The 20,679-nt window shown below is 64.0% G+C and carries 11 protein-coding genes; 6 read left to right on the top strand and 5 right to left on the bottom strand.

Translation table 11 applies throughout. The features are described 5' to 3' along the window. Window positions 1–203 precede the first annotated feature (203 nt). The 3 genes from CBW50_RS18090 (at window position 204) to gap (ending at window position 6,272) form a co-directional block, all read left to right on the top strand. A complete protein-coding gene (locus CBW50_RS18090; RefSeq protein ID WP_086146841.1) occupies window positions 204–2,942 on the top strand; it encodes a TonB-dependent receptor in 2,739 nt (912 codons plus the stop codon). Window positions 2,943–3,185: 243 nt separating this feature from the next. Next, window positions 3,186–5,183, top strand: coding sequence for a transketolase (tkt, locus tag CBW50_RS18085; RefSeq protein ID WP_086146840.1), 1,998 nt, complete (start codon window positions 3,186–3,188; stop codon window positions 5,181–5,183). Between the two features lie 78 nt (window positions 5,184–5,261). After that, a complete protein-coding gene (gene gap / locus CBW50_RS18080; protein ID WP_010395244.1) occupies window positions 5,262–6,272 on the top strand; it encodes a type I glyceraldehyde-3-phosphate dehydrogenase in 1,011 nt (336 codons plus the stop codon). Between the two features lie 67 nt (window positions 6,273–6,339). Here gap and CBW50_RS18075 read toward each other — a convergent pair whose 3' ends face one another. From CBW50_RS18075 to glnE, 4 genes are all read right to left on the bottom strand, one after another. After that, entirely contained in the window at window positions 6,340–6,528 is a 189-nt protein-coding gene (locus tag CBW50_RS18075) for a hypothetical protein (RefSeq protein WP_086146839.1), read from the bottom strand. Window positions 6,529–6,666: 138 nt separating this feature from the next. After that, on the bottom strand, window positions 6,667–7,443 hold the full coding sequence (locus CBW50_RS18070; RefSeq protein ID WP_086146838.1) for a YoaK family protein: 777 nt from the start codon (window positions 7,441–7,443) through the stop codon (window positions 6,667–6,669). 27 nt (window positions 7,444–7,470) lie between these two features. Continuing rightward, window positions 7,471–7,947, bottom strand: a complete 477-nt coding sequence (locus CBW50_RS18065; RefSeq protein ID WP_086146837.1) for a cache domain-containing protein — start codon at window positions 7,945–7,947, stop codon at window positions 7,471–7,473. A gap of 99 nt (window positions 7,948–8,046) precedes the next feature. Further along, entirely contained in the window at window positions 8,047–10,803 is a 2,757-nt protein-coding gene (glnE, locus tag CBW50_RS18060) for a bifunctional [glutamate--ammonia ligase]-adenylyl-L-tyrosine phosphorylase/[glutamate--ammonia-ligase] adenylyltransferase (protein WP_086146836.1), read from the bottom strand. Window positions 10,804–11,088: 285 nt separating this feature from the next. Here glnE and CBW50_RS18055 point away from each other — a divergent pair, with 285 nt between their 5' ends. The 3 genes from CBW50_RS18055 to tldD are packed head-to-tail and all read left to right on the top strand — an operon-like array spanning window position 11,089 to window position 17,568. Next, complete coding sequence (locus tag CBW50_RS18055) at window positions 11,089–15,246, top strand: YhdP family protein (protein WP_319017195.1); 4,158 nt, start codon at window positions 11,089–11,091, stop codon at window positions 15,244–15,246. 36 nt (window positions 15,247–15,282) lie between these two features. Beyond that, complete coding sequence (locus CBW50_RS18050; RefSeq protein WP_086146835.1) at window positions 15,283–16,083, top strand: carbon-nitrogen hydrolase family protein; 801 nt, start codon at window positions 15,283–15,285, stop codon at window positions 16,081–16,083. Between the two features lie 24 nt (window positions 16,084–16,107). After that, entirely contained in the window at window positions 16,108–17,568 is a 1,461-nt protein-coding gene (gene tldD / locus CBW50_RS18045; protein WP_086146834.1) for a metalloprotease TldD, read from the top strand. Between the two features lie 171 nt (window positions 17,569–17,739). Here tldD and CBW50_RS18040 read toward each other — a convergent pair whose 3' ends face one another. Further along, complete coding sequence (locus CBW50_RS18040) at window positions 17,740–20,586, bottom strand: TonB-dependent receptor (protein ID WP_086146833.1); 2,847 nt, start codon at window positions 20,584–20,586, stop codon at window positions 17,740–17,742. Window positions 20,587–20,679 lie beyond the last annotated feature (93 nt).

The raw sequence follows: 20,679 nt of genomic DNA, 5'->3' as shown, positions 1-20,679 counted from the left end.
ATGGTATGGGGAGACGCCGCACGTTTCAATGCCTGGGCCTATGACCCTGGGCGCGTTGCGGCCAGCTTAAATTGGTTGAAACAGCATGGCACTGTCGCTGTAACGGGAGGGGTCTTGCAGTTTTTCGCAAGACCACGCGAGATTTAAGTGATTATAAAAATACAAACTAATCGCTTATCAGGGATCACGAAAAGGAATAAGTTATGATGTTTCGCGAAAAAAAGAGTGTGCAGGTGGTGAGATTGGCGTTGGCCGCGTTCGCTGGCGTCGCAACGATGAGCGTGCACGCGCAGGACGCGGTCGATGCGCCGGTGCCTAAGGTGCAGCGCGTCGAAATCACCGGTTCGAGTATCAAACGCATCGAAGCCGAAGGTATTTCCCCGATCACCGTGATGACGCGCGAATCGATTGCCCGTTCGGGCGCGACGTCGGTGCTGGATCTGATGCGCAACCTGACTTCTGCGGGCGGTAACGGCGGTGAGCTGGCGACATCGGGTTCCTTCCGAAACGGCGCCACCAGCGTCTCGCTGCGCGGTCTGCCGACCCTCATCCTGTTGAACGGCTATCGCCTGCCGGCGTCCGGTTCGGACGAGTACAGCGGCCAGACCTCGGTCGATCTGAACGCCATTCCGCTGTCGGCCATCGAGCGCATCGATGTGCTCAAGGACGGCGCCTCGGCCATCTACGGCACCGATGCCGTCGGCGGCGTCATCAACTTCATCCTGCGCAAGGATTACCAGGGCTTGACCCTCGACGCCAGCACCGGTTCGACTACCTATGGTGACGGGCAAAACCATAAGGTGTCCGTGTCCGGCGGCTTCGGCGACCGTGACGCACAGAAATTCAACGTGACTTATTCGGCCTCGTACGAAAAAACCAAGGCCATCCACGGCGTCGACCGCGATTGGGCGAACAGTACCGATTTCACCGGCCACAAGGGCGGCCTGTATCAGGGGGGCGTGTACGGCGCCAAGGGCCGCGATCCAGGCACCATATCGCTGGGCGGTTCGCAGCGCATGCCCGATCCGGAGTGCGACGCGGCCCACAGCAAGCCCTATCCGGATGCGCCGGAATGGGTGGCTGCGCCGAATCGCAGCTCCTGCATGTATGCCGCCGCTGAGTCGATCGACCTGGTGCGCCCGTCCACGCGCTACGGCGGCGCGGTCACGGCGAACTGGGATTTGACGCCGGATGTGTCGCTGTTCGCCAATCTGTTTTACAACCACTTCGACACGCGCATCCAGGGTTCGCCGGCCTGGATCCAAAATGCCGACCGCTCCAGCGTGCTGCGTGTGGCGGCGAACAACCCCTTCAACACCTACGGCGTGCCGGTCACGATCCGCCGCCTCTTCCCTGCCGCCGAGGGGGGGACGGGCACCAATGTTGACACCACCTGGCTGGTCGGCGGCGCCACCGGCCGCGCAGCCAACTGGGATTGGACCGTGTCTGTGGGCCACAGCCAGGAGAAGGGCGAAACGCGCGTGTACGGCTCCTTCATGCACGATAAATTGCAGAGTTACCTGGCGCAGGGCAAGTTCAACCCCTTCGGCGGCAATCATAATTCGGAGCAGATCATCAACGAACTGACGGCCGACCAGTACACCAAGACCAAGTCCTCGACGGACTTTGCCAAGGTGACTGCTTCCAGCGAATTTGGCCAATTGCCCGGTGGCAAGATCGGTGTGGCCGTCGGTGCCGAGTACAAGCGCGAGAAGCTCAGCTACGATCCGTCGCAGGCCTGGCGCGATGGCGCGATCGGCATCTATTCGACCCTGCGCGGCATCGACGGTTCTGAGTCGCTCGGCGCCGTGTTCGGCGAGTTGGCCTTGCCGCTGCTGAAAAACCTGGAAGCGCAGGCGGCCGTCCGCTATGATCGCTACCAGTTGGCTGGCGGTACCACCAACCCGAAGCTTGGCCTGCGCTGGACCGCCTTGCCGACCTTGATGTTCCGCACCAGCTACAGCACCGGTTTCCGCGCGCCGACGCTGTCGCAGCGCTTTAACGAAGGCCGCGGCGGTTTCGTCGCGACCAAGGATCCGAAGCGTTGCATCGTCGGTGACGCGTATTTTGACATCGCTTGCAGCGGTTCGGCGCTGTCTCTGCTGTCCGGCACGAAGGATTTGAAGCCCGAAAAATCGAAGCAGTTCAACCTGGGCGTGGTCGCCGAACCGATCAAGAACCTGACGCTGGGTTTAACCTACTGGAACATCAAGTGGAACGATCGGGTCGAGAATCTTGACAACGAAACCGTGTTGGCGGGCGAGGATGGTCAGTACAAGGACGCCGTCACGCGCTACGCCGTGACGGCGGAAGACCAAGAAAAATACAACGCGCTGAGCGCCGCCCAGCGCGCGACGCTGGGTCCGTTGGTAGGCCGCCTGAAGCAGCTGCAGGTTGGCCTGATCAACCGCAGCAAGGTCGTCACCGACGGTCTGGATGCCGAAGCGTCGTACACGCTGCGCACGGCCGAGATGGGGCGTTTCAAGGTGTTCGGCGAGGCGAGCTACACACTGTCCTACAACCGCACGCTGCTGCCTGACGATCCGGCGATCAATTGCGCCAACAACACGGCCTGCGAGGCCGGTGAATACGGCTATCCTAAGCTGCTGGCCAAGCTGGGTGTCAATTGGGACCGCGGTGCCTGGGCGGCGACGACGAGCGCCAACTTCACCTCGCATTACCACGTGGACCGGACACCGTCGGCGACGATCAACCTTTACTACGATGAGTACGCGAACGGCCTGATGATCCCGAGCGCGACCCTGGTTGACGCCTCGCTGTCCTACAGCGGCTTCAAGAACCTGGTGCTGCGTGGCGGCGTCAATAACGTGTTCGACCGTGCGCCGGCGTTCGATCCATCGTCGAACATCGGCTACGATACCGCCTACGGCAATCCGCGTGGCCGCTACATCTACGTGTCGGCGTCGTACTCCTTCAAATGACGTGAGGGTAGATTGACGGGTGGGGCGGGCCGATTTGCGGCGCGCTCCGCAGCGGCGTACGTCGCGAAAAACCGGGCCTGGCCCGGTTTTTTTTCGCCCCTGCCGGGCGCAAGTGGCACAAGCTGCTGCGGCGGCGTTGCGCGGTTTGATTTTTCCCCTTGTTGGTCTGGTAAAATACATAGCTCTGACTGCGCCCAGCTGCGCTGCAAACGAATTCCAAACTCGCGACTGACCCACACCATCATGACAACTACGCTCCCGACTACCAAAATGGCCAATGCGATCCGCGCACTGGCAATGGACGCTGTACAAAAGGCCAATTCCGGCCATCCAGGCATGCCGATGGGCATGGCCGAGATCGCAGTCGCCCTGTGGAGTGGTCACTATCGCCACAATCCCGCGAACCCGAAATGGCAGAACCGCGACCGTTTCCTGTTGTCGAACGGCCACGGCTCCATGCTGCACTATGCGCTGCTGCACCTGACCGGCTACGACCTGTCGATGGATGACATCAAGGCCTTCCGCCAGATGCATTCGAAAACCCCGGGCCACCCGGAAGTCGATGTCACGCCAGGCGTGGAAACGACCACCGGCCCGCTGGGCCAGGGCATCGCCAACGCCGTCGGCATGGCCCTGTCGGAGCAATTGCTGGCCGCTGAATTCAACAAGCCTGGCCACGACATCGTCAACCATTACACCTACGCCTTCGTCGGCGATGGTTGCCTGATGGAAGGTATTTCGCACGAGGTGTGCGCGCTGGCCGGCACCCTGGGCTTGAACAAGCTGATCGCCCTGTACGATGACAACGGCATTTCCATCGACGGTAAAGTGGAAGGCTGGTTCACGGACGACACCCCGGCGCGCTTCGAAGCGTACGGCTGGAACGTCATCCGCGCCGTCGACGGCCATGACGTGGCCGCCGTGGCTGCCGCCATCGCCGCCGCCAAGACCGCCAGCAAGCCAACCTTGATCTGCTGCAAGACCATCATCGGCAAGGGTTCGCCGAACCTGCAGGGCGGCGACAAGGTCCACGGCGCCGCGCTGGGCGACAAGGAAATCGCCGCCGTGCGCGAATACATCGGCTGGGACGCCGCGCCGTTCGAGATGCCGGCCGACGTGTACGCCGCGTGGGACGCCAAGAAACAGGGCGCCCTGCTGGAAGCGGACTGGAACGAGCGTTTCGTCGCCTACGGCCGCGAATTCCCGCAGCAAGCCGCTGAACTGTCGCGCCGCATGCAGGGCGAACTGCCACAGGCATTCGAAGCGGCCCTGAGCGCCGCCATCGCTTCCTGCGTGGAAAAGAAAGAAAACATCGCCACCCGCAAGGCCAGCCAGAACGCCATCCAGGCGCTGGCTTCATCCCTGCCGGAATTCCTCGGCGGCTCGGCCGACCTGACCGGTTCGAACCTGACCAACTGGAAAGAATGCGTGGCCGTGCGTTCGGGCCAGCCTGGCAATCATATCAACTACGGCGTGCGCGAATTCGGCATGAGCGCCATCATGAACGGCATCACCTTGCACGGCGGCTACATCCCGTTCGGCGCCACGTTCCTGACGTTTTCCGACTACAGCCGCAATGCGCTGCGCATGGCCGCCCTGATGAAGCTGCGTTCGATCTTCGTGTTTACCCACGATTCGATCGGCCTGGGCGAAGACGGCCCGACGCACCAATCGGTCGAGCACGTCTCGTCGATGCGCCTGATCCCGAACCTGGACAACTGGCGTCCATGCGACACCGTCGAGTCGGCTGCAGCCTGGGGTGCCGCCGTGCGCCGCAAGGATGGCCCGTCGACCCTGATCTTCTCGCGCCAGAACCTGCCGTACCAGGAGCGTAGCGCCGAACAGATCGACAACATCTTCCGCGGCGGCTATGTGCTGAACGACGTGGCCGATGCCAAGGCGATCCTGATCGCCACCGGTTCCGAAGTGGAACTGGCCGTCGCCGCCGCCAGCGCGCTGGCCTCGGAAGGCATCAATGTGCGCGTCGTGTCGATGCCGTCGACCGACGTGTATGACCGCCAGGACGCCGCCTACAAGGCCAGCGTGCTGACGAAGGGCGTGCCGCGCGTGGCCATCGAGGCGGGCGTGACCAGCTTCTGGTACAAGTATGTGGGCCTGGAAGGCGCCGTCGTCGGTATCGATACCTTCGGCGAATCGGCCCCGGCCGGCGTACTGTTCAAGCACTTCGGCTTCACGGTCGAGAACGTCGTAGCCAAGGTTAAAGCCGTTATCGCTGGCTAATATTGATTTTGAGCAGACCCCGGCAAGGTAATGCCGGGGGGCTGTGCTGATACCTTTTTTTTTAATCAGGAGCAGAGTATGACGATCAAAGTTGCAATCAATGGCTACGGCCGCATCGGCCGTAATGTGTTGCGCGCTTTCTACGAAGGCGGCAAGAAACAGGATATCCAGATCGTTGCCATCAACGACCTGGGCGACGCCAAGTCGAATGCCCACCTGACCCGCTACGACACCGCGCACGGCAAGTTCCCGGGCACGGTCACCGTCGAAGGCGACAACATGATCGTCAATGGCGATCCGATCCGCGTATTTGCACAGCGCAATCCGGCTGAAATCCCATGGGGCGAGCTGGGCGTGGACGTCGTGCTGGAATGCACGGGCTTCTTCACCACCAAAGAGAAAGCTTCGGCTCACTTGAAGGGCGGCGCGAAAAAAGTCATCATCTCGGCGCCAGGCGGCAAGGACGTCGACGCGACCGTCGTGTTCGGCGTCAACCACTCGGTGCTGAAATCGACCGACACCGTCATCTCGAACGCTTCGTGCACCACCAACTGCCTGGCACCGCTGGTCAAGCCACTGAACGACGCCATTGGCATCGAAACGGGCCTGATGACCACCGTGCACGCCTACACCAACGACCAGGTGCTGTCCGACGTGATGCATGAAGACCTGCGCCGCGCCCGTTCGGCCACCATGAGCATGATCCCGACCAAGACGGGCGCCGCTGCCGCCGTGGGCCTGGTGCTGCCTGAGCTGAATGGCAAGCTGGACGGCTTCGCCATCCGCGTGCCGACCATCAACGTGTCGCTGGTCGACCTGTCCTTCATCGCCAAGCGCGACACCACCGTGGAAGAAGTCAACGCGCTGATGAAAGCGGCGTCGGAAGGCGCGCTGGAAGGCATCCTGACGTACCAGACCGAACCGCTGGTATCGATCGACTTCAACCACAACCCGGCTTCGTCGAACTTCGATTCGACCCTGACCAAAGTGTCGGGCCGCCTGGTGAAAGTATCGTCGTGGTATGACAACGAGTGGGGTTTCTCGAACCGCATGCTGGACACCACCGTTGCACTGATGTCGGCCAAGTAATTGTTGACCGCATAAGAAAAACGCCCAGGTAGTTGCCTGGGCGTTTTTTTTCGTCTGTTGCCTGCGCTTACTCTTTAGGTTCGCACTGGTTGCGCCATTGCTCGCACGACGCCTCGACGCCCTGGTGGCACATGCTGAGAATGTAGTCGCAGTTTTCCGACGGAATCCACGCGCGCACGGCGGCGCTGCTGGAGAACGAGGCGGCGATGCCGACGGCGGCGGCAAAGACAAACAGGGCTTTTTTGATGGAAGTCATTTTTCTCGCTTTCAGAATTGGACAACGGTAGGGTGTCGTATCAAAAGGCCGCCAGGGCAGGCATGGTGAACCGGCCAGGCGCAGAAAAATATTAGCACTAAAGCCGGTCGATTGTTGCTACAAAGAAAAATATTTTCACTAACGCAAGATGCGCAGCCGGCGCCGGTAGAAGCGCCACAGCAGGCGCAAGTCGCGCAGCACGGGCACGCCGGACAGCAGGGACAGCACGCCGGCGAGAATGATGGTGGCGGCGGGAAAGCCGATATGCTTGAAAGCCAGCGCGCCGCTGACGCCGCCGATGAAGAAGCAGCTGATCAAGAGGCAGTGCGTCCTCAGCTTGCCCCGGTTGACCTTCACCACGCGGTCCGGCAATTGCCTGCGGTTGTAATACGCCATCTTGCCCAGTTCGATGCCGATGTCGGTCGACAGGCCCGTGACGTGGGTGGTGCGGATGACGGCGCCGGAAATCTTGGTGATGATGGCGTTTTGCAAACCCATCACAAAGCATAGCAGCAAGATGGTGACGGGACCCAGCACGTCCGGCATGGCGGCCAGGTAGTTGCCCGCCAGGCCGAACAGCAATAACAGGGCCGCTTCCAGCAGCAGGCTGGCGGCGAACTGGCTGTGCAGGCGCCGCCGCTTGCCCCAGTTCACCATGATGGCCGTGACGGCCGCGCCGCTGACGAAGGCCAGCCAGGCGCCCAGCGCGGCCAGCGCCACGGTCACGTTGCCCAGTGCCAGGTCGTCGGCCATGCCCGAGACGATGCCCGTCATGTGCGAGGTATAGCCGCCGATGGCGAGAAAACCGCCCGCGTTGACGGCGCCGGCCACCAGCGCCAGCACGCAGCCCAGCTGCAGGTTGGCTTGCGTATCGCGCGCCGATCCGCTCAGGCGGGACAGGTAGTGGAGCGGCATGCGGGTGCGGTTTTCTCTTGCCGTGGCTTATTTATAGATGCCGGAACCGACGATCATATTGTCGACCCGTTCGATGTAGCCGGATTTTTGTTCGACCACCTTGGTCAGCGGATTGGGCCACTTGAAGTCTACCCAGCCGCGTCCGGCCGGCGTGCTGGCCGTGGCGATCAGCGACTTGATGACGGCCTTGCCTTCATTGTCCTTCAGGTCGATCAGGTTCTTGCCGACCATCTTGGGATTGTTGCCGTGCGCCAGGGTGACGCCGTTCATGTCGTACACATAAATGTACAGGTCGCGGTCATGGAAGCTGGTGTTGGCGGGATCGGCAATGGCGGCAAAGGCTTTTTCCTTGCCATCGGCCTTGATCATGGCCACGGCGCGCTTGGTCATGGCGATGGCTTCGTCCGCGCTGCCTCTGGGGGCGGCCCATGCCGCTGCCGGCATGGCGCAGATGATGAAACTGGCAACGAGGGCATTGATGCCCGTTTTTACACTAGTCTTCATACGCTGTCTCCTGGGATGATAGGCAACCCCGGCGCGGCCTGTTCTACGGCACTACTCGGAAGTGGAGTTGCCTGTACGTATCATACGCCGCCGCCGGGCTTATGCAATCGTTGCGGGAAAGATCGTGTGCCACAGGCGCATCACATTGTCCGCATGCGCGCGCACGCGCTCCGGCGCCACCCGGGCCAGGTCCTGGCCCTGCAGGCGCAATTGATGCTGGAGCTTGCGCAAGGCGCGGTAGGCATCGGCGACCAGGGCCGCCAGTTGCGCGTCGATCAGCCCCAGTTCGCCGCACAGGCGCAGCAGGGCGATATTGCCCGAGTTGGCCGTCAGCTGCGGATATTGCGCCGCATGCTGCAGCACCAGGTATTGCACCATGAATTCGATGTCGATCATGCCGCCCGGATCTTGTTTCAGATCAAAGCTGTCGGGGCGGGGCGGATGGGCGTCGAGCATCTTCTTGCGCATGGCCACGACTTCACCCTTGAGCGGGCCGTTTTCCGGTCTTTCCTTGCGCAAGATCGTGTCGCGGATGCGCTCGAAGTGCTTGCCGATGCTGACGTCGCCCGCGCAGAAGCGCGCGCGCGTGAGCGCCTGGTGTTCCCATACCCAGGCCGCGCTGCCCTGGTAGCGCTCGAACGCCTGTACGCTGGAAACGAGCATGCCCGAGGCGCCGTCGGGGCGCAGGGCGATGTCGATGTCGAACAGGATGCCGGCCGAGGTGTGCGAGGTCATCCAGGTAATGAAACGCTGCGCCAGCTTGGCATACAGGCCCGGCGCGTCCTGATCGTCGTCGTCGAACAGGAAGATGACGTCCAGGTCGGAGACATAGCCGAGTTCCTTGCCGCCCAGCTTGCCATACGCGATGACGGCGAATTTCGGCACGTCGCGGTGGCGTGTCGGCAACGTTTGCCAGACGGCTTGCACGGTGGCGGCGACGATGATGTCGGCCAGTTGCGACAGGTAGTCGGCCAGTTTTTCCACGCTGAGGTCGCCCGCCAGGTCTTGCGCCAGGCACTGGAACAGTTGCGCGTGGTGCATTTCGCGCAGGATATCCATCTGCCGCTCCGTGTCGCCGGGCGCGTCGTCGAGCTGGCGCTGCAGGTCCAGCGCCAGCGCGGCCGGATCGGGCACCGTGTTGCGGATGCGCTCGTCTAACAATTCGTCGAGCAGGATAGGGTGCTGCGTGAGGAAGGTGGCGGCCCAGCCGCTGGCGCACACCATGCGCACGACGCGTTCCAGCGTGTGTGGATATTCTGTCAATAATGACAGATAGGCCGAGCGCCGCGCGATGGCTTCCAGGAAATCGAGCAGGCGTCCCAGCGTGGCCAGCTGGCTGGCCTTGCCTGAGGTGACGGAGCAGTCGGCGATCAGGGGCAGGGCGGAATTGACGAGGGCCACCAGGCGCGTGCGGCTTGCCTCGGGCAGCGATTGCAGGCGCGGCGCCTGCCACGTGGCCAGCAAGCGCCGCGCGCAGGCGGCCGGCTCGTCAAAGCCCAGCGCGGCAAAGCGGGCTTCGATGGCTTCCTGCTGGTCCGAGGCGGCGCAGTCGTTCGAGGTTTGCGGGTCGATGCCCGTGTCGGCCGGCGGCGCGCCGTTGCTCTTGTCGCTGAACATTTCGTCGAATTGAGCGGCGACAAACACGCGGTGCGCTTCCAGCCGGGCCAGCAGGGTGGCCGTGTCGGGCAAGCCCATCATCTGCGCCACGGTCAGGCGGTCGGCGTCGCTGGCGGGCAGGGTGTGGGTTTGCGCATCATCAAGATACTGCAGCCGATGTTCCAGGTTGCGCAGGAAAGTGTATGAATTGAGCAACTGTTCCACGATGGCCCCTTCCAGCAAGCCCTTGTCCGCCACCGTGCGCAGGGTGGCGCGCGTGGAACGGTCGCGCAGCTCGGCGTCGCGCCCGCCGCGTATCAATTGAAACACTTGCGCGAGAAATTCGATTTCGCGGATGCCGCCGCGGCCCAGCTTGACGTTGTTGCTGCGGTCCGGGTGCAGCCGCTCCTGGCGGTTGACCTCGGCGCGGATCTGGCCGTGCATGGTGCGGATGGCGTCGATGACGCCGAAATCGAGGTAGCGGCGGAAGACGAAAGGGCGCACGATGGCGTCGAGCGCGGCGATGTCCTCGGGCTTGCCCGTCACGGCGCGCGCCTTGACCCAGGCGTAGCGCTCCCATTCGCGGCCCTGCACGATCAGGTATTGCTCGACCATGCCCAGGCTGGCGGCCAGCGGCCCCGAGTTGCCGTTCGGCCGCAAAGCCATGTCGACGCGGAAAGTAAAACCGTCCTGCGTGATCTCGGCCAGGGCGGCTATCAGCTTCTTGCCCATGCGAATGAAAAATTCATGGTTGGACAGGCTGCGCTGACCCGGCTCGCTCACGCGCGTGTCGCCGTCTTCCGGGTAGACGAAGATCAGGTCGATGTCGGACGAGACGTTGAGCTCGCCGCCGCCTTGCTTGCCCATCGCCAACACCATCAATGCCTGTTCCTGGCCCGATTCCTCGCCGACAGGCACGCCGTGCAGGGCCACCATCTCGGCCATGATGGCGTCCACATGCGTGCGGATGGCGAAATCGGCGAAGCCCGTCATGGCCGTGACGACTTCGTTCAAGTCCGCCTGGCCTGCCAGATCGCGCGCGATCAGGCCGCAGACGAGCAGGTTGCGCAGGCGGCGCATGGCCCGTTCCGCGGGCAGCGGCGGCGTGGCGGCGTGCGCCTGGGCGGCCAACTCGGCGGCAAAGTCGAGCCCGTCCAGCGGCGCGCGCACCAGTTGCGCTACCTGCGCGGCGCGCTCGGGGGCGGCGTCCAGCCAGCGCTGGTAGAAACGGGAGGCGGAAATCAAAGGCGTTTGGCTCATGGTGTCGGTCAGTGTCTCGTGGATGCTGCGTGCATGGTTCTTGTTTAACTTGGATGCGAACGGCGGGGGATGCGGTAAAATTGTGCTGCAGGCGATAATGCTGCCTGGCAGTTTGCGCGACCTCCCGGACGATGGTAAGGGAGGCTTTGTTCAGACGCAAGCGCAAGGATGCAGGCGCGCACGATTCGGACGCGCCGCTACCCCACGAATTCAGACGATTTTTGCCATTATTTGGTGCCGGGCCAGTTTATTAGCGTATTGATGCAAAAACCGCCAGAAGCAAGCGTGACAGAACATGTGCCATTGGCTCTGCGCTGGCAGCGGCTGCGTGCCGCCTATCGCCTGGCCAACCTGGCCACCCACCACGTGCTGGGCTTTGCCATCAAAGGCGTGCTGCTCGCGTATTTCGTCTTCGCCGTCCTGTTCCTGTTCCTGCGCTACGCCATCCTGCCGAATATCGATTACTACAAGGGCGATATCGAACGGGCGGCCAGCCGCGCGCTGGGCAATCCCGTCAGTATCGCGCGCATTTACGCCTCCTGGCACGGCGTGCGGCCGAATCTGTTCCTCGGCGACGTGACCCTGCGCGACCAGGCGGGCCGCCAGGCGCTGAGCCTGCCGAGCGTGTCGGCCACCGTGTCGTGGTGGAGCGTGCTCGGTTCCGTGCGTTTCGAATCGCTGGAAATCACGCGGCCCGACCTCGATGTGCGGCGCAGCAAGGATGGCAAGCTGTACGTGGCCGGCGTGCTGGTCGACAACACGCAAGGCAGCGATGGCAAGGGCGCCGACTGGCTGCTGTCGCAGCACGACATCGTCATCCGCGACGGCAAGGTGCGCTGGACGGACGAGGCGCGCGGCACACCCGAGCTTGCTTTGACACAGGTCAACCTCCTGCTGCGCAATCGCTGGCGCAGCCACCGCCTGGGTTTGCAGGCGACGCCGCCGGCCAGCCTGGCCGCGCCCATCGATGTGCGCGCTCACTTCATGCATCCGCCTTTCAGCACGCGCATCTCGGACGTGTCGATGTGGCGGGGCGAGCTGTATGCGGACCTGAAAAACGCCGACCTGGCCGCCTGGCGCAGCTATCTCGACTATCCATTTGAATTGAGCCAGGGCAAGGGCGCCCTGCGTGCCTGGCTGAGCCTGGATCATGCGCGCCTGGCCGGCTTCACGGCCGACGTGAGCCTGACCGATGTGCAGGCGCAGCTGGGTGCACATATCGCCCCGCTCGACCTGCTGACGGTCAGCGGGCGTATTTCCGCGAAAGAAGACCTGTCGGTGGAGGTGCCGTCCGGCAAGCCGACGTTTGGCGCGAACGGCCATCAGGTGGCGTTGACGAATTTCGCGCTGGAAACACGCGATGGCCTCAGCCTGCCGCCGACGACGCTGTCCGAACGCTATGTCGCCGCCACCAGGCGCAAGCCGGCGCAGACGGAAGTCACGGCCCAGTCCCTCGATTTGCAGACCCTGGCCGCACTGGCCGACAAATTGCCCTTGGGCGCGCAGCAGCGCCAGCGCCTCGACGCCCTGGCGCCGCGCGGCCGCCTGCAGGATTTTTCCGCGCAATGGGAGGGAGACATGGCGACGCCCGCCAGCTACCGCCTGCGCGGCAAGCTCATCGAACTGGGTCTCGATGCCCAGCCGGCGCGCCTGGCCGTGGCGAAGACGGCGACCAGCCCCGCGCAGGCCGCCGCCCCCGCCATCCCCGGTTTCGACCACTTGAGCGGCAGCATCGACGCCAGCGACAAGGGCGGCAGCATCTATATCGATGCGCAAGACCTGGTGCTGCAGTTCCCTTCCTACCTGAGCGAACCGGCCTTGCCATTCGAGCAATTCGCGATGCAGGCGCGCTGGACCTTCGAAGCGGACAATATGCTGCAGGTCGCGCTGGACAAGCTTGATTTCAATCAACAGGGCTTGCGCGTGGCCTTGCACGGCACGCACCGCATGCCGCTCGACGGCAAGAACCTGGGGCAGGTGGACTTGACGGGGTCCATCGACAATTTTGAAATCAACACCATCGGCCGCTACCTGCCCGTGCAGACGCCCGAGCACCTGCGCCACTGGCTGACGGGCGCGCTGGAAGGCGGCGTGGCGCGCGACGCCAGCCTGCGCTTGCGGGGCGAACTCGAACATTTTCCGTTCAAGGCCGATACTCCGGCCCAGCGCAGCCGCGGCGAATTCCGCGTGGCCGGCAAGCTCGAGAATGGCAAGCTGAACTACGCTCCCGGCGAATTCGCGGAAAACGGGCCGCAGGCGGGCAAGGCGCCGCTGTGGCCGCAGGCGGAAAAGATCAAGGGCAGCTTCGTCTTCGAGCGGGCGCGCATGGAAATCCGCGGCGACACGGCTACCACGGGCGGCGTGGCATTGACGAATGTCAAAGCCGTGATCCCCGACCTGACCGTCTTCGACACCCTGCTCGATATCGAGGGCAGCGCTGCCGGCCCCATGCAGGAATTCCTCAAGTACGTGACGGCCAGCCCCGTGCTGGGCTGGATCGAGCATTTCACCGATGAAACGACAGCCACGGGCAACGCCAGGCTGGCGCTGAAATTGCATTTGCCCATCGAGCGCATGCTGGAAGCGACCGTGCAGGGCAGCCTGCAACTGGCGGGCAACGACGTGGTGCTGTTCCACGACATGCCGCCCGTGCTGGGCACGCAGGGCAAGATCGAGTTCAATGAAAAGGGCGTCAACCTGAATGGCTTGAATGGCAGCCTGCTGGGCGGGCCGCTGGCCATTTCGGGCGGCAGCCAGCCCGACAATTCCATCCAGGTGAAAATCGCCGGCAACATGACCGTCGACGGCTTGCGCAAGACGTATCCGGCGCCCGTGCTGCAGCGCCTGGCGAAACATTTGAGCGGCGGCGCCCGCTACAACGGCCTGATCACGGCGCGCGACCACCAGGTGGTCGTCAATGTGGAGTCGCCGTTGACGGGGCTGGGCCTGGATTTCCCCGCCCCCCTGAAAAAACCGGCGGCCGACAGCCTGCCCGTGAAATTTACCCTGACGGGCAACGCGGCCAATGGCGCGGGCCTGCGCACGGACGATATCCGCATCGCGCTCGGTGCCGGCATCGCCGCCCGCTACCAGCGCCAGAAGCAGGGCAAGGACGCGTGGCGCCTGGTGCGCGGCGGCATCGGCGTGAACGCGCCGGCGCCCGAGCCCGACAGTGGCATGATGCTCAACGTGAATATGAAGACGCTGGACGTGGACAGCTGGATCGCTGCCGGCAGCGAAATCGCCGGCAGCGGCGCGGCGTCCGCCGACGGCGGCGCCGACGAGGCGCCCGATATCGCGCAATACGTGGTGCCGGACATGATGGCGGCCCGTGCCAGCGAACTGATGCTGGGTGAGCGCAAGCTGGAAAACGTGGTCGTGGGCGCCACCCACCAGAAGGATGTGTGGCAAGCCAATATTGATGCGAAACAAGTGTCGGGCTATGTGACATGGCTGGAAACGCCGTCCGGCCTGGGCAAGATGACGGCCAGACTGTCATCGCTGATCATTCCGGAATCGGCCGCCAATGACGTGAAAAATCTGCTCGAAGGCAAGAGCGGCGCCCAGTCCATCCCTTCGCTCGATATCGTCGCCGAGCAGTTCGAGCTGTTCAACAAGAAGATCGGCCGGCTGGAGTTGCAGGCCTATAACACCATGGCGGCCGCCGGGCGCGAGTGGCGCGTGGGCAAGCTGCAATTATCGAACGCCGACGGCGCCCTGAGCGGCAGCGGCAAATGGGTCATCAAGGATGGGCAAAGCACGACCAGCCTGCGATTCGGCCTCGACATCGTCGACGCGGGCAAGTTGCTGGACCGCTTCGGCTTTGCCGATACGGTGCGTCGCGGCAAGGGCCGCCTGAGCGGCGATATCGCCTGGAATGGCTTGCCGTATTCGCTGGACATCCCCACCTTGTCGGGACAGATCGAAATGAACGTGGAGTCGGGCCAGTTCCTCAAGCAGGATCCGGGCGCGGCCAAGCTGCTGGGCGTGCTGAGCCTGCAAGCCTTGCCCCGCTTGCTGAAACTCGATTTCCACGACGTGTTTTCGGAAGGCCTGGCCTTCGACGGCATCACGGCCAATGCCAGCATCAAGCGCGGCGTGGTAACTACCGATAACCTGAAAATGCACGGCGTGGCGGCCACCGTGCTGATGGATGGCACGGCCGATATCGCCAATGAAACGACGAATCTGCATGTGGTGGTGATCCCCGAATTCAACCTGGGCACGGGACCCCTCGTGTATGCACTGGCCGTCAACCCCGTCATCGGCCTGGGCAGCTTCCTGGCGCAGCTGTTCCTGCGCGCGCCCGTGATGAAGGCGCTCACTTACCACATGCGGATCGCGGGGCCGTGGAAGGCGCCCGTGGTGACCAAGCTCGATGGTGGTAAATTGGAGCCTGTCGCCATGCCTGCAGCGGCGGCGAGCGATGCCGTGGCGAAATAAGTGCCATTCGGCAAGGTCGAATGTACAAGAGGTGAAATGATGCATACAGTTGCAGCAATACAAATGATTTCCTCGCCTTCCGTGGCGGACAACCTGGCCACGGCGCAGCGCCTGGTGGCGCAGGCGGCCGCCGGCGGGGCCGAACTGGTTGTGTTGCCCGAATACTGGGCCATCATGGGCAGGCAGGAAACGGACAAGCTGGCCCACGCGGAACAGCCCGGAAGCGGCCCCATCCAGGATGGCATGGCGCGGATGGCGCGCCAGCACGGCATCTGGCTGATCGGCGGCACCTTGCCCCTGAGCTCTGACCAGGAAGGCAAAGTGCTCAACACCACGCTCGTGTACGACCCGCAAGGCCAGCCGGCCGGCCGCTACGACAAGATCCACCTGTTCGGCTTTACGCGCGGCGCCGAATCCTACAATGAATCGCGCACCATCGTGGCGGGTGCGCAAGTGCGCGCCATCGAGACGCCGTTCGGCCGCGTCGGCCTGTCCGTCTGCTACGACTTGCGCTTCCCGGAACTGTACCGCGCCATGGGCGATTGCGCATTGATCGTCGTGCCGGCCGCGTTTACCCACACGACGGGCAGCGCCCACTGGGAAGTGCTGCTGCGCGCGCGCGCCATCGAAAACCAGTGCTATGTGCTGGCCTCGGCGCAGGGCGGCCTGCATCCGAACGGCCGCCGCACCTGGGGCCACAGCATGCTGATCGACCCCTGGGGCGAAGTGAAGGCCGTGCTGCCCGAAGGCGAGGGCGTGGTCAGCGGCGGGATCGACCTGGTGTTTTTGGCCGGCGTGCGCGAATCGCTGCCAGCGCTAAGCCATCGGACGATGTAAATTGAATGTTGAGAAAAGATAGCCATGATTCCATTTGAACCCAATCTGTCCAGCCTGGCCGTGGCGCGCGACATCCTGCTCACGCCGTTCGGCCTGGACGAAGACAAGCTGTTGAAAGCGCTGGGCACGATGTTTACGCACAAGGTCGATTATGCCGATCTGTACTTCCAGTCGACCAGGAGCGAAGGCTGGAGCCTGGAAGAGGGCATCGTCAAGACCGGCAGTTTTTCCATCGACCAGGGCGTAGGCGTGCGCGCCGTGTCCGGCGACAAGACGGCCTTTGCCTATTCCGACGATATTTCAGAGCGGGCCCTGCTGGAAGCGGCGGCCGCCACGCGCAGCATCGCGCGCATGGGCGCCGGCAAGGTCAAGGTGGCGGGCCGGACGCTTGCGCAGGGCGGGCGCTCGCTGTACCTGCCCGATGACCCGCTCGCCTCGCTGGACGCCACGGCCAAGGTGCAATTGCTCGAACGCGTGGAAAAGATGGCCCGCGCGAAAGATCCGCGCGTGGTGCAGGTGATGGCGGGCCTGGCCGGCGAATACGACGTGGTGCTGGTGCTGCGCAGCGACGGCGTGCTGGCGGCCGACATCCGTCCGCTGGTGCGCGTGTCGGTGACGGTCATCGCCGAGCAGAACGGCCGCCGCGAAACGGGCTCGGCCGGCGGCGGCGGGCGTTTCAGCTATGACTATTTCAGCGATGCCGTGCTGGAACAATATGCGGCGGACGCCGTCAATTCGGCGCTGGTCAACCTGGAAGCGCGCCCGGCGCCGGCCGGCCCCATGACCATCGTGCTGGGGCCGGGCTGGCCCGGCATCCTGCTGCATGAAGCCATCGGCCACGGCCTGGAGGGCGATTTCAACCGCAAGGGCTCGTCCGCGTTTTCGGGGCGCATCGGCGAGCGCGTGGCCGCCAGGGGCGTCACCGTGGTCGACGACGGCACCCTGGCGGGCCGCCGCGGCTCGCTGAATATCGATGACGAGGGCAACCCCACGCAGTGCACGACCCTGATCGAGGACGGTATTCTCAAGGGTTACATCCAGGACACCATGAATGCGCGCCTGATGAAGATGCCCGTGACGGGCAATGCGCGCCGCGAATCGTTCGCCCACCTGCCCATGCCGCGCATGACGAACACGTATATGCTGGGCGGCGACAGGGACCCGGGTGAAATTCTTGCTTCCGTGAAAAATGGCTTGTATGCCGTCAACTTCGGCGGCGGCCAGGTCGACATTACCAACGGCAAGTTCGTCTTCTCGGCCAGCGAGGCGTACATGATCGAAAATGGCAGGCTCAGTTACCCGGTGAAGGGCGCGACCCTGATCGGCAATGGCCCGGACGTGCTCAACCGCGTCTCCATGATCGGCAACGACATGCGCCTCGATTCGGGCGTGGGCGTGTGCGGCAAGGAGGGACAAAGCGTGCCCGTGGGCGTGGGGCAGCCGACCTTGCGCCTTGATGGCATCACGGTCGGCGGCACGGCCTGATTTTTTGGGCACTGTGAGGCCAACGCGATTGTCGGATGACGCCCTCAGGGCTCATCCGACCTACTTTTTTCTAAGAAGGCGCTCGCCTAGGTCGGGTTAGCGCAAAGCGCGTAACCCGACACCACCAGCACGCCAAGACCAGCGGCCGTGCCGACAAAGCTGCTGGATTTCTCAGAATTTGTATTTCACCCCCGCACTGATGAAGCGCCCCGCCGCGCCCGCGTAATCGAGCGGGTTGTAGCCCGTCGCACCATACGTGAGCGGGTCGAGCGGGGCGATCTTGTCGAACAGATTTTGCACTGTAGCAAATACTTCCAGCTTGGGCGTGGCCAGCCAGCGGGCCGTCAGGTCCATCGAGGTGAACGAAGCGATGCGGCAGCCACGCGGCGCGTCCGTGCCGTCGGCAAAGTGCGTGGCGCAGCCGTCCGGGTCATGCTTGAACAGCACGTTGTCGAGGTGGGCGCGGTAGTTGACGTTGAGCGACACGCGCCAGTTCTGGCGCTCCCAGGTGGCGCCCAGGTTGATGCGGTCGGCCGGCGTGCCCATGCAGTTTGATACATCGCAATTGCCATGCGTGCCGGCAAAATCGCGCTGCGTGCCATCCTGTTCCGTGCGCAGCCATTTGTACAAATGCGTCCACTTCAGGTCGAACACCAGGTTGCCATAGTCGCTGCCCAGGTTGAAGCGCTGGCGGGCGTCGACGTCGAGGCCGCGCACCGTCGTTTGCGCGGAATTCACATAGCTGGCCAGCACGGCCGTGATGGCGCCCGGATCGCCGGGGATGGCGGTGGCCGTCGACGGGTCGCGCGCCACGCTGCCGGCAGCAATGGCCGCGTCCGTTTGCTCCTGGTTGATTTCATTCTTGCGACGGATTTGCCACAGATCAAGGGAAATGCTGGTGCGCGGCAGCGGGTCCCACACGGCGCCCACGGAATAGCTGCGCGAGCGCTCGGGCGAGAGGCGCGGATTGGGCGAGGTGATGACGGCGATCGGCGCGGGATCGCAGGCCGCTTCCACGCCCAGCGCACAGCGCAGGGGATCGCTGGCGGTGGAAAATGCGGCCAGGCCGCCGACGCCGTTTTCCGCCGCGCTGGGGGCGCGGAAACCCTTGGCGAAGGTGCCGCGCAGGGCCAGTTCGCGCACGGGCGTCCATTTCACGCCCACTTTCGGCGTGTAGGAGTTGCCCACGTCGGTGAAATGGTCGGCGCGCAGGGCGCCCGACAGTTCCAGGGTCTTCAGCACGGGCGCCAGCACTTCCGCATAAATGGCCGAGGCGTCGCGGCTGCCCTTGTAGGCCGAGTAGCCGAGGCCGATGATATTGCCCCGCTCCGTGCCCGTGGTGGGCTTGAGTTCCGTCGCTTCGTGGCGCAGTTCGACGCCCACGGCCACGCCCAGTGCGCCGCCCTCGAGCTTGCCCATTTCGCGGTTGGCCTTGAAGTCGATCTGCGCAATGTGCGTCCTGGCGTCGTTGGAGATGCGCGGCGACAGGGCCGCGTACAGGGCCGCTGAATTGAGGCTGGCGTTTTCCGCGATGCGCCACAGGCTGCCGGCGGGCAGGGCGGCATAGGCGGGATTTGCGCTGGCGGCCGCCACATTGGCGGCGGTGGGGTTGAGCAGGGCGAAGGCCACGTCGCGCTGCAGGTAGCCGTCGAGCTTGTTCGAAACCTTGTTTTGCGAGTACAGCAGCGCGCTGTCGATATCCCAGCCCGCCACGGTGCCCTTGATGCCGGCGACAAAACGCGTGAAGGTGGAATCGACCTCGGACAGGCGCGGCCCCACATCGGCCGCCAGGTAGCGCAGCCGCGCCGCCGTGCCGAAATACGGGTTGTCCGGATGCTCGGCGCCCAGCGCCACGCCGGCGTTGCTGACGGGACCGCCAGGGAAACCCACCGAGCCGCTGACGGTCGATGGCGTGGTGGCCGAGTTCGATTCACTGTGATACAGATTCAGCTCGGCGTACGTCTGCAGGGCCGGCGTCAGCTGCCACGCGCCGCGGCCAAAGAAGTTGATGTTTTTTTGCTTGGGCTGGATCTGGCCGTATTGCTGCGCTGCATCGGTCAGGCAGCCGCCGCCCGGGTCGCCTTGCGGATGGCTGGTGAAGTTGCCGCAGGCGGCGCCGGGAAAGGTGCGCGTAAAACCCACGCCGGCCAGGTTGCCGCGGTTGTAGTAGTCGAGCGTGTCGGGGTTGCGCACGTTGCCGTTGACGGCGCTGCCGGCCGCGTTGTTGGTGGTGATGGCGCCGGCGCCGCTCAGGGACTCCTGCGCGCTGAAACCCAGGTCGCGCAAGTCGCTGCGGCCGACGGCGCCCCGTCCGGCCCGGTCGCGGTTCCAGATGGCGGCCTTTTCGCTGTATTCGAGGTTCAGCAGCACGTTGTAGCGGTCGCTGTCGATGTTGCCGAAGCCATGCGTGATGGCCGCGCGCGCGTCGCGCCCGTCCCAGTCCTTGGTCTTGCCGTAGTTGCCCTTGATGGCCGTGCCCTGGTAGTCGCGCCGCAGGATCACGTTGACCACGCCGGCGATGGCGTCCGAGCCGTAGATGGCCGAGGCGCCATCCTTGAGGATTTCCACCCGTTCCACCGCTTCCAGGGGAATGATGTTCAGGTCGGCGAACACCTTCTGGCCGTCGTCGGCCAGGCCGTACGGCGCCACGCGGCGGCCATTGAGCAGCACCAGGGTCGAGGCCGTGCCCAAGCCGCGCAGCGACACGCCGGAAGCACCGGCGGCAAAGCCGTTGCCGAAGGTGGTGGGGACGGAGCCCTGGTTGTCGACGGCCAGGGTCTGCAGCAGTTCGGCCACGCTGGACTTGCCCGATTTTTCAATGTCGGCCGCGTTCAGGGTTTGCACGGCCGATGCCGTTTCCGCCTGCGCGCGGCGGATGTTGGAGCCGGTGATTTCCACGCGGGCAATCGGGGCGGCGTCCTGCGCCAGCACGGGCAGGCTCAGCAGTGCGCCCGCCAGGGCCAGGCCCAGGCGTGGCGGCGCAAAGGCGGCGGGGTGTAAGGAAGGTCTAGGGGTCATGTTGTTCTCCGGAAAGGTCAAGCACACAAAGGTCGTCGATGCACTCTTGAGTCTTGTCCGTCCGGTCTGCCCGGGATTAGATCTTGATCAGTA

This window comes from Janthinobacterium sp. GW458P (assembly GCF_002127585.1).
In the GTDB taxonomy this organism is placed as follows: Bacteria; Pseudomonadota; Gammaproteobacteria; order Burkholderiales; family Burkholderiaceae_D; genus Janthinobacterium.
The sequence above is the reverse complement of the archived record's forward strand: the minus strand, read 5'-3'. Positions and strand labels throughout refer to the sequence as shown.

Bases quoted from the DNA above. Each gene is read 5' to 3' on its own strand.
- CBW50_RS18050 (WP_086146835.1), top strand. From the start codon at position 15,283: ATGATGCATACAGTTGCAGCAATACAAATGATTTCCTCGCCTTCCGTG.
- tkt (WP_086146840.1), top strand. From the start codon at position 3,186: ATGACAACTACGCTCCCGACTACCAAAATGGCCAATGCGATCCGCGCA.
- CBW50_RS18075 (WP_086146839.1), bottom strand. From the start codon at position 6,528: ATGACTTCCATCAAAAAAGCCCTGTTTGTCTTTGCCGCCGCCGTCGGC.
- CBW50_RS18040 (WP_086146833.1), bottom strand. From the start codon at position 20,586: ATGACCCCTAGACCTTCCTTACACCCCGCCGCCTTTGCGCCGCCACGC.
- CBW50_RS18070 (WP_086146838.1), bottom strand. From the start codon at position 7,443: ATGCCGCTCCACTACCTGTCCCGCCTGAGCGGATCGGCGCGCGATACG.
- glnE (WP_086146836.1), bottom strand. From the start codon at position 10,803: ATGAGCCAAACGCCTTTGATTTCCGCCTCCCGTTTCTACCAGCGCTGG.
- CBW50_RS18090 (WP_086146841.1), top strand. From the start codon at position 204: ATGATGTTTCGCGAAAAAAAGAGTGTGCAGGTGGTGAGATTGGCGTTG.
- tldD (WP_086146834.1), top strand. From the start codon at position 16,108: ATGATTCCATTTGAACCCAATCTGTCCAGCCTGGCCGTGGCGCGCGAC.
- gap (WP_010395244.1), top strand. From the start codon at position 5,262: ATGACGATCAAAGTTGCAATCAATGGCTACGGCCGCATCGGCCGTAAT.
- CBW50_RS18065 (WP_086146837.1), bottom strand. From the start codon at position 7,947: ATGAAGACTAGTGTAAAAACGGGCATCAATGCCCTCGTTGCCAGTTTC.